This is a genomic window from Sphingobacterium sp. (genome assembly GCF_032065005.1).
Lineage (GTDB): Bacteria > Bacteroidota > Bacteroidia > Sphingobacteriales > Sphingobacteriaceae > Sphingobacterium.
This window is the reverse complement of sequence record NZ_DAMBMM010000010.1, coordinates 25,303-40,485: the sequence shown is the minus strand read 5'-3', so window position 1 is coordinate 40,485 and position 15,183 is coordinate 25,303. Positions and strand designations below refer to the sequence as shown.

The following is a 15,183-nucleotide window of genomic DNA, read 5'->3' as shown; positions in this document are numbered from 1 at the left end:
GGTAGAAAGCCTGTGCCCTACCCCTATGATTAAATATGATTATCCTTATTCAGAAGTTCCAGAAGCTTCTGCTTCTTTCTCCTTCCTGATCTTGGAATGTTTATGTCCGTACAAGAAATAGAATGCGACACCGATTGCCATCCAGATCCCTAAACGCTCCCAGCTCTCGATCGGAAGACCTGCCATCATCAGAACACACACTAAGATACCTAAGATTGGCACCAATGGCACCAAAGGCGTCTTAAATGGACGCTCAATATTTGGATTGGTTTTACGCAACACCAACACTCCGATACATACTAAGGTAAAGGCGAACAATGTTCCGATACTTACCATATGTCCAAGATCTGAAACCGGCACAAAACCAGCAAACAAGCTAACGAAGATCATAAAGATCAAGTTTGTTTTCCAAGGCGTCTGACGTTTAGAAAGGTCCGAGAACAATTTAGGCAACAAACCATCCTTACTCATCGAATAGAATACGCGGCTCTGTCCCAACAACATCACCAGGATCACCGATGTATACCCAGCAATGATCGTCACGATCATCGCCGTATTCAAGAAATGATAGCCAGTTTTTTCAAATGCCGTCGCTACGGGTTTTGCATCACCACTGAATACAGTATAAGGTGCCAAACCTGTCATTACATAGGCAAACAATACATATAATATGGTACAGACGATCAAAGAACCTATAATCCCGATTGGCATGCCTTTTTTAGGATCTTTCGCTTCTTGCGCCGCAGTACTAACCGCATCAAAACCGATAAATGCAAAGAACACAACCCCTGCAGCCTGTAGAATTCCAGTCCAGCCATAGTGTCCCCGATAATCACTATTCCAGAACTCCCAGAATCCCATTTGCCCAGTCTTCACCATTTCCTCACCTTCGTTGGTAGGGATCAATGGCGTATGGTTTGCAGGATCGATAAATTGCCAGCCCAACACGATAAACAAGATCACAACAGCTACCTTCAACACAACCAAGATGTTATTGACAAAGGAAGACTCCTGCGTTCCGCGCATCAGTAGTAGGGACAGGAGACAAACGATGATAATGGCAGGCAGGTTGATTACCCCGCCTTCAAATGGTCCCGCCAGCACCTCCTGGGGGAGATGGACCCCTATCAATAAGAACAGCTCATTGACATATTGCGACCAGCTCACCGCTACGGTAGCAGCAGCCAAAGCATATTCAAGCACAAGGTCCCAACCGATGATCCAAGCCATAAACTCGCCCATGGTTGCATAGGAATAGGTGTAGGCACTTCCTGCAACAGGAATCATCGAAGCAAACTCCGCATAACAAAGTCCAGCAAATGCACAACCTACCGCAGCAATAACAAAAGATATCATTACCGCAGGGCCAGCATGGTCAGCAGCAGCAATCCCTGTCAAAGAGAATAGCCCCGCACCGATAATGGCTCCAATCCCCAAAGCAATCAGACCAGAACTGGACAAGGTCCGTTTCAGGGTACCTTCGCCGCTCTGTTCAGCTTCAGAAATTAATTTTGTAATAGATTTTTTATACCACATAAATTTAGATGAATAATTAAAGAATCAAACCTACAAAAAAATTAAAATAGATTACAATTCATTAACAATTCATTAGCAAGGACGCTAATAAATTAAAAACTACAATGATTTAACCCAATTTCTTTGCAATCATTCGTTCCGGACAACACTTGTCAGAATAATTATTGGCAGGATCCAATCAATTCAAAATAATTAAACCCCTGGCATTTATCACTTTTTTGCTACATCCTGAAAAATCCTCAAATTTCTTTTATAAGTATTGATAATTAAACCAAAACCTTAAGAAAAAACCATTGTTTAATAGCTAGATAAAGAAATTACAGCAATTGCATTTGTGGACCTATTCCGAAAAACGGAAATAAAACATTTTTCATTCCACAAACTATTGAAAATTAGGATTTATCAATTATTGTAATTACCTTTGCACCGCCTTAGGCAATAGTGCCTATTGTATATTTTATTTCATGAACCCATTTTTAGAACTGGGAATCCGTCATGAGATTGTTAATGCCATCACTGAGTTAGGTTTCGAGAAACCTTCTCCCATCCAGGAAAAAGCCATTCCTGTATTACTGACTGGTAACGACGATTTTGTCGGATTAGCCCAAACAGGTACAGGGAAGACAGCGGCATTTGGTCTTCCACTTTTAGAACAACTAGACTTTTCATCAAAACAACCTCAAGCATTGGTTCTATGTCCAACGCGTGAGCTATGTTTGCAAATCGCAAGAGACCTAGAAAAATTTGCCAAGTACATCGATAACGTACATGTGGTTGCCGTTTATGGCGGTGCCAATATCGGTGATCAATTACGCCAGATTCGTCGTGGTGTTCAAATCGTTGTTGCCACTCCAGGTAGGATGTTGGATATCATTGGCCGTAATGCCATTGACTTCTCCAATGTTCGCTATGTAGTGCTTGACGAAGCTGACGAAATGTTGAACATGGGATTCCAAGAGGACATTAACAATATCCTTTCTGAAACTCCTGACGACAAAAAAACTTGGTTGTTTTCCGCAACCATGCCTAAAGAAGTGCGCCGTATCGCGCAGAACTACATGAACGACCCGAAAGAGTTGACTGTAGGAACCAAGAATACGGGTAACGAGAATATCGAGCACCAATACTTCATGATCAAGGCTAAGGACAAATACGCTGCTTTTAAACGTATTGTCGACTATTACCCTGAAATCTTTGGTATAGTATTCTGCCGTACTAAAATTGAAACGCAAGAAATCGCTGAAGCATTGATCAAAGATGGCTACAACGCCGACTCCCTGCACGGTGATCTTTCGCAACAGCAACGTGATAAAGTAATGAAACGCTATCGCGAACGCAACTTGCAATTATTGATTGCTACTGACGTTGCAGCTCGTGGTATCGACGTGAATGACGTAACACACGTAATCAACTATTCATTACCAGACGAAACTGAAAACTATACGCACCGTTCTGGTCGTACCGCTCGTGCCGGTAAAACTGGTATTTCGATCTCATTGATCAATGTGAAAGAAATGAGCAAAATCCGTCATATCGAAAAGATTATCGGAAAAGAATTTATCCGCAAACAAGTTCCTCAGGGTACTGAAGTATGTGAAAAACAATTGCTATCTCTAGTTGACAAAGTACACAACGTAGAGGTACATGAAGATCAGATCACAGCTTTCTTACCTCAGATCATGGAAAGTTTGCAAGATCTTTCAAAAGAAGAAGTAATCAAAAAATTCGCTTCTTTGGAATTCAACAGATTCTTGAACTACTACCAAGATGCTCCTGACTTGAACATGGAAGCCCGCGAAGCAAGAGGCGAACGTGGTGAAAGAGGTGAGCGTCGTACTGGATCCAAAGGTTATACCCGTTTGTTTATCAACCTGGGATCAGTGGATGAGTTCAGCCGTGGAGACATGCTTTCTTACATCTGTAACAAAGGTAAGATCTCCGGTAAATCAGTTGGTAAAATAGACCTTAAAGGTGTATTCACTTTCTTCGAAGTACTTGATGCTGACGTAGACAGTGTATTCCAAGGATTCAAGGGTGTAGATTTTAACGGTAGAGACGTTAGAATCGAAGTTTCTGGAGACAGACCTTCATCAGACAGAGGTGGAAGACGCCGTTCTGGTGGTTTCGGCGGTGGTGACCGTAGAGACAGAGGTGATAGAGGTGGAGACAGAGGCGGATATCGCGGAGGTGGTTCTGGTCGTAGAGACAGGGGCGACAGAGGCGGATCTGGCGGTGGTTTCCGTGATTTCTCCGGAAAACGCAAAGACAGAGAGTCTAGAAACAGATATTAGAAAACAAAAAAATAAGCTCCAAATTTGGAGCTTATTTTTTTATTACTTGATCCTGATCTCTTCAGCATGTCCTTTCATCTTGCTATTGCCCTCTGAAAAGTTACGCATCAACTCATAGGTATTTGGAATAACGTTCCTAAACCTCTCCAAGGTCATGTCCGATATATTACCTCGATCAAAAGGCACTACCTTCACATACTCCTGGATCTCATTTTCCTTCCTCCCATATTTATAGTCATAGGTGAACCTAGCTTCTCCCCCTTCCAATTGCACCGATTTATTATCTTGGTTTGGAACGGAGATATAAAACTCCGAATTCTTCAACATATCCCCTTTGGAATTAAACAGCTCCTGCTTTTCCAAGGCCTCATATAATTCACGGGCAACAAAAACAGATGGGTCAATGATATGGACTTCATTATCGATCAATGCCCTGTATTTATACGCTCCATCATTCCCTTTGTATTCCTTCAGTTCGCCTAATACCTGATTGATTTCCTTGACCAGATAAGGGTAATGCGTACAGCCTAAAACCATCGCTTTCAATGGCTTTGCCCCTTCCGTATTACGCATCTGTTCCAGCAAACTCACCAAGTGATACCGGATATAGTTTTCCGAAGAATTGATCTGCATCATCGTGCAATCTTCCGTATCCTTACTATCACACAGCATCTGGTTTTTATCAAAATTAAAATTATAGATATCCATTAGTGTACGGTCAATCTTATAATCCTTGCTATCTAGGGATGGCCCTCTATAGTCGGTCCGCGGTGCATTGGCGCTGGTCTTTATGAAATCCGGTTCTTCATCTACGGCCTCAGCAACGCCATGCCCACCTTGATTAAAGATCTGCAAGTCCCCAGTATGGCCAGTAAGAGCGATCTGCTCCCTTAGCGTTCGTTCATATCCACCAGAAGCAATGGTCCCCACAGTAGCAAATACCGCTATGGAGCCCGACTCATCTTTATCAAACAGAGCCAACGTACCTCGTGCAGCTGCATTGATTACACCGATCACCGGAATATCAAGATTGGTCTTTTTCATAAAGGCTTCAGCATCCTTATACCCATAGGCAGTTGCTGTATTGCAGGCAATCACTATTGCCTTCACCTTTTCCTTATCACTGTTGAATTTTGAAGCCTGATAGTTAGGATAATATTTGTTCGAAAGCAAGAACTGAAAATCCTTGAAGATATGTTCAATCAGAAGATCATCCTTTTCAGCGGAATGGTAATTTCCATAAGGCATATTCGCCTGGTCCGCCAAATAGATAAAATTCTCCTGCTTGAAATCAAGCACGCCATCCTTTTCCTTCGATCTCGAGCGATTGTTGTGTTCATCGAAATTTACGAGTGCATCCAACACGGTCAAACCACCCGTACCGGAATCAAAAACACCGATCGGAAGATTGTTCAACGACTTAGGATATTTCTTGAAATCAACATAGTAAAAGTTTTTCTGATCCTTTAAGATGGCTTCCTCGATCTTTAAAGGGCTTTGTGCCTGCACATAACATGTACTGCCAAGCGAAAGCGCAAAAATGGCCAGGCCATTTAGCATAGTTAGGTATTTCATTGGACATTCGGTAGATTGCCGTAAAGTTATTCGTTTATTCTGATATTCAAAATAAAAAACGCACAAACATGCAACTATCGCAAATAAAAAAGACCAATATTCAAATATTGGTCTTAAATCTTTCAAATCGTTGCTTCAATTGCTTTCGTCTTGATCTCCGCAGTCGGGAATATCGGACTGGATAATGTCTCTTCTTGGTGATATTGTTAAATATCAATGCCACCAACAGCAAGATTAATGTCCCCAACAGGACTGGTGCTAAGACATAGAGATAGCCCAATTCCGTGATTTTCGCTCCCCCACTTACTGCAATCAGCGCTGTTGCTCCACCGGGCGGGTGCAAGGTCCTACTGAACTGCATCGCAACAATAGAGCTAGCTACTGCTAAAGGAGCTGTCAACCAGATCACATCCGGCAGTACCTTTGCAATGGTCACCCCAACGATGGCCGAAACCACATGTCCACCAACCAAGTTTCGAGGCTGTGCCAAGGGACTCTGGATAGCGCCATAAACTAAAACAGCAGAGGCTCCAAAGGAGCCTATTAAGAATACATTTTCTAAAGGAGGAAAGTGAAGCGACTGTATAAATGCAATCAGCCCTATTCCAATAAAGGCACCCAGAAAGGACCAGAAATGTTCCCTGAAGTCCACCAAGGTCTCTCGGTACATCACATACCGATAAACCCTGAAATGCCTAGCTACAGATTTTTTAAGTCTATCCACCAAGCTTAGGAAATATTGCGCTGTCTAACCGCTTCATAAATTACAACGGCAGCTGAAACCGATACATTCAGGGATTCAATCTCGCCGAACATCGGGATCTTAGCCAATTTATCCGATATACGGATCAAATCGTCCGACACACCAACATCCTCTGCACCCATGATGATACAGCTAGGCGTGGTATAATCCACATCATAGATCGATTCCTTGGTTTTTTCGGTACTCACGACCAATTGAACACCGGAGTCAATCAAGAATTTTGCAACACGGCCTAATGAATCCTGTCTACATACCGGAATCTTATAAAGAGCACCGGCTGAAGTTTTGATCGCATCTGGATTGATTTCCGCAGAACCCTTTTTAGGAACAATGATCGCATGCACCCCAGCACATTCCGCTGTACGTGCTATCGCTCCCATATTCCTGACATCGGTCACCCCATCCAACATCAACAACAAAGGAGTTTCCCCTTTTTCATAGATCGTTGGCAATAGGTCTTCAATGTCCTGATACGTAATCGGAGAGATAACGGCGATGACACCTTGATGGTTCTTGCGCGTAATTCTATTTAATTTTTCAATAGGCACCTGCTGGAATGCAACATTCTGCTCCTTTACTAAAGCTTTGAATTCAGCAAATAAAGGTCCCGACAGACCACGTTGAACAAATAAGGATTCTATTTCTTTTCCACTATCAATGGCTTCCATGACAGCACGGATCCCAAATACCATCTGATTTGTCTCACGCTTTTCGGACCTGTCCCTACGTTGAAAATTTTGCATGTGTTTTTATTATGGATAAAGGCCTTAACAGCCTGAAAAATAATTCGTACAAAGGTAGAAAAGAAAAATGATTAGCTTAAACCCAAATCAAATGTTTTTCTCAACTCATCAAGCGCCGGGTTTTTGGCAACCATGGCCTGATATTTTTCCTGTGATGTATAAGGTTTGCGCTCTTTGGACTTCTCTACCATCACCCCGTCAATATCCAGGGAGAAGTTTCGCAATTGCACCCTGAGATAATTCAGCATATCGATCTTACCTAACTTAAGCTCTTCCATCTGCACCATGTTCTCCACCTCCACCTTAATGGTCGTCCCTTCCAGGACTGGCGCATTCGAGGTCATAATGGTGTACAGCGTAATCTTGCTCTCGTTACGGAGGATTTCAGCAAACTCATTCCATTTGCTCAAGAATCCGTTCTGGGTAACCTCATAGAATTCATTTCCTTCCACCAATTCATTTTCATCGTCACCCTCTGACTTTTTATCGTCAAAGATCGTATTCAGGTTAGGTACGGAAATAGAAGTCTTGATATTGCCCCAGCCTTTAGCGGCCGGTTTAGGAGTATCAGTTGCAGGAACTGGATTTGAACTTACAGCTGCCGGCTTGGATACCGGAGTACTTGGCGCAGGCTTTGGCATTGCCGCGGGTTGAGCGGCGGTTTGAGCAGCCTGAGAAGCAATTTTCTCCGTTGCAGCTGGCCCAGAGCCATTTGCAGCAGCAGGGCTTACACCTGGGTTAGGGAGTTTTTTTTTTAATTCAGCTAATGCTGGTAGACCTTCTGCTCCTAGTTGAATTGCACTCGCAATATGGCACATTTTCAGCAAGGACAGCTCCACCTGCAATCTTTGGTTCTTACTGCTGCGATAATTGACCTCACATTGGTTTGCGATATTCAAGGCAGATAACAACAGACCGCTGGAAAGCGATTGTGATTGCTCCAGATACCTTTTCTTCACGTTTTCACTAACTTCCAATAACTTCAAGGTACTTGGCTCCTTGCTCACCAATAGATTACGGATGTGTGAAGATAAGCCAGCGATAAAATGTCCGCCATCAAAACCGTTGTTCAGCACCTTATCAAAAATCAACAAGGTATTGGCAGCATCCTGTCTGGCGATGGCATCCATCAATTGGAAGTAGTAATCATAATCCAAGATATTTAGATTGTTGATTACCGCTTGGTAGGTCAGGTTCTTATTGGAAAAACTAACGATCTGGTCAAACATCGAAAGTGCATCACGTAGACCGCCATCAGCTTTCTGCGCAATGACATGCAAGCCATCCATCTCATAGGTTACCGCTTCTTTTTCCGCAATGGCAGCAAGATGGTTCGCCATATCCTCCACTTTGATCCTGTTGAAATCAAAGATTTGACAACGGGAAAGAATGGTAGGAAGGATTTTATGCTTCTCCGTGGTAGCTAGGATAAAGATCGCATAGGAAGGTGGCTCCTCTAAGGTTTTCAAAAAAGCATTGAAAGCCTGTTGCGAAAGCATGTGAACCTCATCGATGATATAGATCTTGTACTTACCAGTTTGAGGTGGGATCCTCACCTGATCGATCAAGGAACGGATATCGTCAACCGAGTTGTTGGAAGCCGCATCCAGCTCATGGATACTGAAGGAATTCCCATTCTGGAAAGACTTACAGCTATCACATTGCCCACAAGCTTCATTCGATTCCGTGATATGCTCACAGTTAATTGTCTTTGCCAAAATACGGGCACAGGTAGTTTTACCAACACCACGAGGTCCACAGAACAGAAATGCCTGAGCTAACTGGTTGTTATGTATTGCATTCTTAAGTGTTCCGGTAATGTGTTGCTGCCCTACCACCGAGTCAAAAGTGACCGGCCTATATTTCCGCGCAGAGACAATGAAATTATCCATGCACGAAGATAATCATTTTCAAAGTTTGGCACAAACAAAAACCGTTTTGAGCATATTTCTCTGAATGTGCAAATGAAGAACGAACAGCGATGATGGGGATTGCACGAGGAGTGACACTGAAATCATAAAAGCTTGTATTGGCGATCAGTTCCTGCACCTTCGCTACAGGATGCCAGGACATGTTGCAGGAAAAACGTACAGATTCCTCACTGATCGTTTAGAATCAAAAACAAAAAAACATTTACCTTAACCTCAAGCGGCCTTGATTTACGATCTTGGCCTATCCTCCCATCCTGTACCCTGAGCGACGCCGAAGGGCATCCGGGTTTAATCCCAGATCATGGTCCATCCGGTGGGTGAGCCTGTCGAACCCCCATCCTGTACCCTGAGCGACGCCGAAGGGCATCCTGGTTCAAACCCCTACCCATCCCTACCCACAAAAAAAGAGCTGCCCAATGGGGCAACTCTTTCATTTAAATTAATCAAAATAATATTTTCAATTATGCACTTTTCGGATCGTTCTGTACCAGTCTCCACAGTACGGCACCGATTACGGCACCAACAAACGGAGCGACCAAGAACAACCAAACTTGGGAAATGGCATTTCCACCTGCAAAAATTGCAGGTCCAAGGCTTCTAGCAGGATTTACCGAAGTCCCTGTAATAGGAATAGCAACCATGTGGATCAAAACCAAGGAAAAACCGATAGCCAGACCGGCCATGGTTCCATTACCAAGTTTTGATGTGGTTCCCAAGATAACGAACAGGAACAGGGCCGTCAATACCGTTTCGGTGATAAATGCTGCCATCATTCCGTACTCATTCTGATAACCTGCGCCCCAGCCATTCGACCCATAGGCCCATTCACCAGCACTGAAACCAGCAATCTGGCCCGACAAAATGGTCTTCAGCACAAAGGCACCTAAGATACCACCCAATACTTGGGCAGCAATATAAACTATAGCATCCTTTCCGGACATCCTTCCCGAGACCAGGACACCCAGGGTAACCGCCGGATTGATGTGACAACCCGAAACACCGCCAATCGCATAGGCGAAAACTACCACGGATAAACCGAAAGCCAAGGAAATCCCCAATAACCCTAGGCCAGAGGTATGCGCTAGCGTATCACCTCCGGCAACAGCTGCAGCACCACAGCCAAACAATACCAAACCAAATGTTCCAATCAGCTCAGCAATGAATTTAGATAATGTTTTTGTTTCCATAATTTATTATTTGGATACAAATTAACAATTAATATCAATAATTACCTCATAAAATAATGGTAGAATTATCTCCACAAAAATGGAAGTCATCCTTTTTTTTCCTGAAGGGAACAAAGCATCAATTTAGTTTACAGTGGATTAATCGAATTTCAATAAATAAAAAAAAGGACCGATATCACATCGACCCTTTTTCTTAATTGTTTTACCTAATAACCTTTAAATCACCAAACAATTTATTGAAACAAATTACTTGACTCAAAAGTAGGGCTATTGGTTAAAGTTACTGTTAAGAGAAAATTAAATAATAAATTTCCTTTTATCTCGCCTTTGCCGTAGCCAGCATCCTTACCACTTCATCGATCGTGGTACGGCCTGCTTCGACCATTTTGTCCGGTCCTGGATAGTCCGGATCAAAGGTTACAGTCTTCGTTTTTTCTTTATAGGCGAAGGTCAGCTTGTACCTTGGCTTGCGTTCGCCAGCCGGTCTCTTACTGAGGTCCACCGTCATATCATCCGGTAAATTCCAGAAGCCCAACTCCTGCGCTTTCCTGTGCAGGTACAACAGGTCATTGTCACGAAGTTTCAAGCTATCCTCTACCAACTTGTTATCTTTTGTAAGGTAATCATATTCCTGTGTCTTGGAATTGAAATGGTTCAGCATGGAATCCGGGAATCCATAGGTAATTTCGATATGGTCGAAATCTGAATACCGATATGGTGCGTTTTTCACCATCGCCGAATAGTAATAAACACAGTAAATTAAGAATGGAACTACTACACATAGCCCTAAGAAAATCTTTTTAGTTTTTTCTGACATGATATGCTATAAAATGTGCACAAAAATAGGGATTTGTACAGATTTTAACAGGCTAATTTGAGAATAAAGCCGAATATCGGACATAATACTGTCATAAAACAGCAGGCACTAACTCTTTGGCGTTCCGCTGCGCTTGAAATATTTATAATACCAACTGTCGTTCAGGTTGGAGATGATAACACCTTTGCGCGTGGACACATGAACAAACTTGCCATTGTGCAGGTAAATACCCACATGGTCGATATTCCGACCGCCAAAAGAAAAGAACACCAGATCCCCCTCTTTCAACTGCTTCTCATACTTCCGCTTTACATTTTCCGCCATGTCCCGCGAAGTCCTTGGCAGTTCCTTGCCATAGATCCTATCATACATCAGGGTCACAAAACCCGAACAGTCCACCCCACGCTTATCCATCCCGCCCATTCGGTGCGGCGTGCCCATCCATTCGTCGATCATCAAGTAAAGGTTCTTGTTATCGAGATCCTTGGTCTTCACGCCCAACAACTCGGCATAGTTTTCCAGCTTGTTCCCGGAATACTCCACCCCTCGGGCATCACTGGCATCCGAGATCGGAGCTCCCTTCTTAGGCTTTACATTTCCATAAGAACCTCCTCCGGCAGTTTTTCGCTTCGCCCCACAGGAACTCAACAAGACCGCCGCCAAAAGAAAAAGTAATAAGCTGTAATTAATCTTCATCCAAAACCTCCAAACCAAAAATATCAAGCTATTCCATCAAAGCCCACCTGTTTTTTTCAACAAATGTGACTTACTTTATTGCCAAAGCCATACAATATAGGTTATTAATCCCTAAAAACAGGTTTTCAACGTAAAATATTTGTCACGACAACCAAATTTTACGCACGCTAATTTTGACCTGCACGAATGGATTTGTCTTTTCTGTGTCATCAACTGTTTTTATCCTTAGCGCATAGTACATATTTAATTTACTTTTGCGCCATGAATAAAACAAAAGGCGCAATAGCCGTATTCCTTGGAGCTGCGAGCTTCGGAATTCTATCCACCTTTGTTAAAAAAGCCTATGCTCAAGGTTATAACCTTGCTGAAGTTACCGGAATCCAAGCCCTGTTAGGGGCAGTCTTTCTTTGGCTAGCTTGGCTCCTCATAAAAAACACCCAAAAACAACAAAGTTCCCAGACCCCATTGAGTCCTAAATGGAAAATTTACCTGAGTGGGATAAGCACAGGTATGGTCAGCATATTGTACTATAAATGTGTAGAACTGGTCCCAGCCTCCTTGGCCATCGTCCTCTTGATGCAATACATCTGGATCGGGCAGATTATCGAACTGATTTTCTTCAAGGTCAAGCCGCAGCTTAGCCAAATCATCGTAATCATTGCCATCCTTGCCGGTACGGTCTTCGCTACTGGCATGATCGAGGAACCTCTGGAATCATTTTCTTTACTGGGGATTGGGTACGGTATGCTTGCCGCAACGGCCTATTCCATCTTTATGATTGTCAACGGTCGTGTGGGCAATGATTACCATCCGATCCATAAAAGCGCCATGATGATCAGCGGAGCCTTATTCCTGATCACGGTCACCTTACATCCTTTCAGCTTGTTCAGCAGCGGAACGTTCATGGGAATCTTACCTTATGGCTTGTTGCTGTCAATTTTCGGAACCGTCATCCCGCCCTTGCTCTTTGCTTACGGCATGCCTAAAGTCGGCTATTCCCTTGGCGCAGTGCTGAGTGCCGTAGAATTACCGGTAGCCGTCTGCATGTCCTACTTGGTCTTGCAAGAGTCCGTCAGCTGGGTCAAATGGATAGGCGTTATTTTTATTCTTTTAACGATATTCTGGAAGAACAATTTGAAAACAAATAGCTAAATTTTAAGGTTTTTACGCTATACTTGCAGTTTTAGAAATTATATTTCAGTTTTAGTCTGATCACCCATAACAATCTAGATTGAAAACATATACATTATGGAGAACTACCTTTATCTCGTACTCATCACGCTTGCTGTCCTAGCAATCATAGACCTGATGGTCGGTGTTAGTAACGATGCTGTAAACTTCCTGAATTCAGCCATTGGATCAAAAGCCATCCCTTTCAAAAGCATCATGATCATTGCCAGTTTGGGTATCCTTTTTGGATCGGTCTTTTCGAGCGGCATGATGGAAATCGCCAGGAGCGGGATCTATGTCCCCAGTAAATTCTCCTTCGATGATGTAATAACCATATTCCTCGCCGTCATGATTACGGATATCATTCTATTGGATGTCTTTAACTATTTCGGCCTTCCTACTTCAACCACGGTATCCATAGTATTCGAGCTCTTAGGTGCTGCGATCTGTTTGGCCATCTACAATATCGCCATTAAGGACGGTGATTGGTCTACCCTTTCTTCCTATATCAATACGGAAAAGGCTTCTGAGATTGTCTACAGTATCCTACTCTCCGTCGTCATTTCCTTTACGGTCGGTATGGCTGTACAGTATATTTCCAGGGTATTATTCACTTTCCAGTTTGAAAAGAAACTTAAGACCATTGGGGTATTCTTTGGCGGAATCGCCATGGCCTCTATCTCTTATTTCATCCTGATCAAAGGGATGAAAGGCGTATCCTTTATCGGTTCAGATGTTAAGGAATGGGTTCAGACACATGAGCTGCTCCTTCTGGGAGGTTCTTTCGTAGTCTTCACCATCTTGAGCTATATCATCAACCTGTTGGGTTATAATATTTTAAAGGTAATTATCGGCATTGGTACTTTCGCGTTAGCGCTTTCATTCGCTGGAAACGACTTGGTCAACTTTATTGGTGTACCCGTTGCGGCGGCTCAATCCGTAGAGATCTTCCAGTCCATTCCAGGAGCCAATTCCGAAACTTATATGATGGATGCATTGGCATCCAGCGAAATCGTCGCTCCGACTTGGATCCTACTGTGTGCAGGTATCATTATGGTAATCACCTTATGGACTTCTAAAAAGGCCAAGACCGTTATCGAAACGGAAATGAGCCTTTCCAATCAAGGGGATGGCACGGAGAAATTCAAGTCCAATATGCTTTCCCGAAGCATCGTTAGGGGATTTATCCGGATCGGATCAGGCCTGAGCTATTTGATGCCAAGAACCTTGCAGGCCAGCTTGGACAAAAAATTTGAAAATCCATTATTGACAGCGCATAGAAAGAAAAAGAAGTCAAAAGATGAACCAATGTTTGATATGATCCGGGCTTCGGTCAACCTGATGGTTGCCTCCAGTCTGATCGCTTTGGGTACCTCCATGAAACTTCCCCTTTCTACCACTTATGTAACCTTTATGGTGGCTATGGGTTCTGCATTTGCGGACCGTGCCTGGGGCCGTGAGAGTGCGGTTTACCGTGTATCGGGTGTATTCCACGTCATCGGCGGCTGGTTTGTTACTGCTGGTTGTGCATTCGCGGGAGCAGTAATCTTCGCATTTTTCCTAAAGATTGGTGGAATCGTCACTTTTGTGATCTCCCTGATCGTACTTGCCCTATTGCTTTATAGAAATGCCAAGAGCCATGACCGCAAGATCAAGGCAAAGGCCTTACAGGAACTGAACCTGGAAAAAGGCGATATCATCGGCTTACAGCAGGTCATTGAAACCTCTGCGCAACAGATCAGTGAAACCTTCTCCAAGACCAACCTATTCTTCAAGGAAGCCATAGACTCCCTGATCAAGGAAGACCTGGATGCCTTGACAAGCAATAAAAAGCTGATCAAGAAACTGCAGAACGACCTGAATTCGACCAACAACGCGATGTATGATTATATCCGTAGTTTGGATGATAATTCCGTTAAGGGAAGCCGTTATTACATCATTTCCTTGGGTTACCAACAGGATATGGTGGAAAACGTAGCGGTCATCAACTCAAACGCCATGTCGCATGTGGACAATAACCACAAGCCGCTGAAGATCAGCCAAGCTAAGGACCTAAAATATGTGGTGGAAAGAATCGCTGAATGGTTCTCAAAAATCAACATGACCTATAAGCGACTGGATTTCAGTAAGATTGACGAGATCATTAAAGAAAGAGAAGATATCCAAGAATACATCAACAATCTTTTGGACAAACAGATAGACCGTATCAGGACTTCTGAAAACAGCCCTAAGAACAGCAGACTGTATTTCTCCATTCTTCTTGAAACCAATGAGCTGATCAGTTCAACCTTTAAGTTGATGCGTCTGCACAAAGAGTTTGACAGCTTCAGAAGAAGAAATGCTTAAGCAATAAGTTTTCTCTTTATGGGAAATGAAATAGTTTAAGAAATGGCAGGATTTAGACCATAAGGTCTTGGTCTAAATCTTGACCTTATTCGGGACTGCTTCGAGACATGTTCGGGAAATGGTTAGCA

The 15,183-nt window shown here is 43.2% G+C and carries 12 protein-coding genes; 3 read left to right on the top strand and 9 right to left on the bottom strand.

Annotated features, from left to right (window positions below):
* Nucleotides 1-45: 45 nt before the first annotated feature.
* On the bottom strand, nucleotides 46-1,536 hold the full coding sequence (locus tag RT138_RS15205) for an amino acid permease (protein ID WP_313191361.1): 1,491 nt from the start codon (nucleotides 1,534-1,536) through the stop codon (nucleotides 46-48).
* Between the two features lie 464 nt (nucleotides 1,537-2,000).
* Between RT138_RS15205 and RT138_RS15200 the strand changes: the two genes are divergently transcribed.
* Nucleotides 2,001-3,827: a DEAD/DEAH box helicase gene (locus tag RT138_RS15200; protein WP_313191360.1), complete on the top strand. Its 1,827-nt coding sequence runs from the start codon at nucleotides 2,001-2,003 to the stop codon at nucleotides 3,825-3,827.
* Nucleotides 3,828-3,869: 42 nt separating this feature from the next.
* On the opposite strand, the gene RT138_RS15195 is transcribed toward RT138_RS15200, so the two are convergent.
* The 8 genes from RT138_RS15195 to RT138_RS15160 form a co-directional block, all read right to left on the bottom strand.
* On the bottom strand, nucleotides 3,870-5,402 hold the full coding sequence (locus tag RT138_RS15195) for an aspartate/glutamate racemase family protein (RefSeq protein ID WP_313191359.1): 1,533 nt from the start codon (nucleotides 5,400-5,402) through the stop codon (nucleotides 3,870-3,872).
* Nucleotides 5,403-5,502: 100 nt separating this feature from the next.
* On the bottom strand, nucleotides 5,503-6,126 hold the full coding sequence (locus RT138_RS15190; protein WP_313191358.1) for an HPP family protein: 624 nt from the start codon (nucleotides 6,124-6,126) through the stop codon (nucleotides 5,503-5,505).
* Between the two features lie 5 nt (nucleotides 6,127-6,131).
* Nucleotides 6,132-6,908, bottom strand: coding sequence for a 23S rRNA (guanosine(2251)-2'-O)-methyltransferase RlmB (gene rlmB, locus RT138_RS15185; protein WP_185213508.1), 777 nt, complete (start codon nucleotides 6,906-6,908; stop codon nucleotides 6,132-6,134).
* A 71-nt stretch (nucleotides 6,909-6,979) separates the two neighbouring features.
* On the bottom strand, nucleotides 6,980-8,800 hold the full coding sequence (locus RT138_RS15180) for a DNA polymerase III subunit gamma/tau (protein WP_313191357.1): 1,821 nt from the start codon (nucleotides 8,798-8,800) through the stop codon (nucleotides 6,980-6,982).
* Entirely contained in the window at nucleotides 8,793-8,981 is a 189-nt protein-coding gene (locus RT138_RS15175) for a hypothetical protein (RefSeq protein WP_313191356.1), read from the bottom strand. Before RT138_RS15175 ends, RT138_RS15180 begins: the two co-directional genes overlap by 8 nt.
* Before the next feature lie 319 nt (nucleotides 8,982-9,300).
* Nucleotides 9,301-10,026 carry an aquaporin Z gene (gene aqpZ, locus RT138_RS15170; protein ID WP_313191355.1) on the bottom strand — a complete coding sequence of 242 codons (726 nt, stop codon included), beginning with the start codon at nucleotides 10,024-10,026 and terminating at the stop codon, nucleotides 9,301-9,303.
* 316 nt (nucleotides 10,027-10,342) lie between these two features.
* The gene (locus tag RT138_RS15165) at nucleotides 10,343-10,843 is read right to left on the bottom strand and encodes a hypothetical protein (protein ID WP_313191354.1); all 501 of its coding nucleotides are present in this window, start codon (nucleotides 10,841-10,843) and stop codon (nucleotides 10,343-10,345) included.
* Nucleotides 10,844-10,951: 108 nt separating this feature from the next.
* Nucleotides 10,952-11,539, bottom strand: a complete 588-nt coding sequence (locus RT138_RS15160; RefSeq protein WP_313191353.1) for an NlpC/P60 family protein — start codon at nucleotides 11,537-11,539, stop codon at nucleotides 10,952-10,954.
* A gap of 261 nt (nucleotides 11,540-11,800) precedes the next feature.
* Here RT138_RS15160 and RT138_RS15155 point away from each other — a divergent pair, with 261 nt between their 5' ends.
* A complete protein-coding gene (locus tag RT138_RS15155) occupies nucleotides 11,801-12,691 on the top strand; it encodes a DMT family transporter (RefSeq protein WP_313191352.1) in 891 nt (296 codons plus the stop codon).
* A 96-nt stretch (nucleotides 12,692-12,787) separates the two neighbouring features.
* Nucleotides 12,788-15,055: an inorganic phosphate transporter gene (locus RT138_RS15150; RefSeq protein ID WP_313191351.1), complete on the top strand. Its 2,268-nt coding sequence runs from the start codon at nucleotides 12,788-12,790 to the stop codon at nucleotides 15,053-15,055.
* Nucleotides 15,056-15,183 lie beyond the last annotated feature (128 nt).

Bases quoted from the DNA above. Each gene is read 5' to 3' on its own strand.
- RT138_RS15165 (WP_313191354.1), bottom strand. From the start codon at position 10,843: ATGTCAGAAAAAACTAAAAAGATTTTCTTAGGGCTATGTGTAGTAGTT.
- RT138_RS15175 (WP_313191356.1), bottom strand. From the start codon at position 8,981: ATGTCCTGGCATCCTGTAGCGAAGGTGCAGGAACTGATCGCCAATACA.
- RT138_RS15160 (WP_313191353.1), bottom strand. From the start codon at position 11,539: ATGAAGATTAATTACAGCTTATTACTTTTTCTTTTGGCGGCGGTCTTG.
- RT138_RS15200 (WP_313191360.1), top strand. From the start codon at position 2,001: ATGAACCCATTTTTAGAACTGGGAATCCGTCATGAGATTGTTAATGCC.
- RT138_RS15150 (WP_313191351.1), top strand. From the start codon at position 12,788: ATGGAGAACTACCTTTATCTCGTACTCATCACGCTTGCTGTCCTAGCA.
- RT138_RS15155 (WP_313191352.1), top strand. From the start codon at position 11,801: ATGAATAAAACAAAAGGCGCAATAGCCGTATTCCTTGGAGCTGCGAGC.
- RT138_RS15180 (WP_313191357.1), bottom strand. From the start codon at position 8,800: ATGGATAATTTCATTGTCTCTGCGCGGAAATATAGGCCGGTCACTTTT.
- RT138_RS15195 (WP_313191359.1), bottom strand. From the start codon at position 5,402: ATGAAATACCTAACTATGCTAAATGGCCTGGCCATTTTTGCGCTTTCG.
- RT138_RS15205 (WP_313191361.1), bottom strand. From the start codon at position 1,536: ATGTGGTATAAAAAATCTATTACAAAATTAATTTCTGAAGCTGAACAG.
- rlmB (WP_185213508.1), bottom strand. From the start codon at position 6,908: ATGCAAAATTTTCAACGTAGGGACAGGTCCGAAAAGCGTGAGACAAAT.
- aqpZ (WP_313191355.1), bottom strand. From the start codon at position 10,026: ATGGAAACAAAAACATTATCTAAATTCATTGCTGAGCTGATTGGAACA.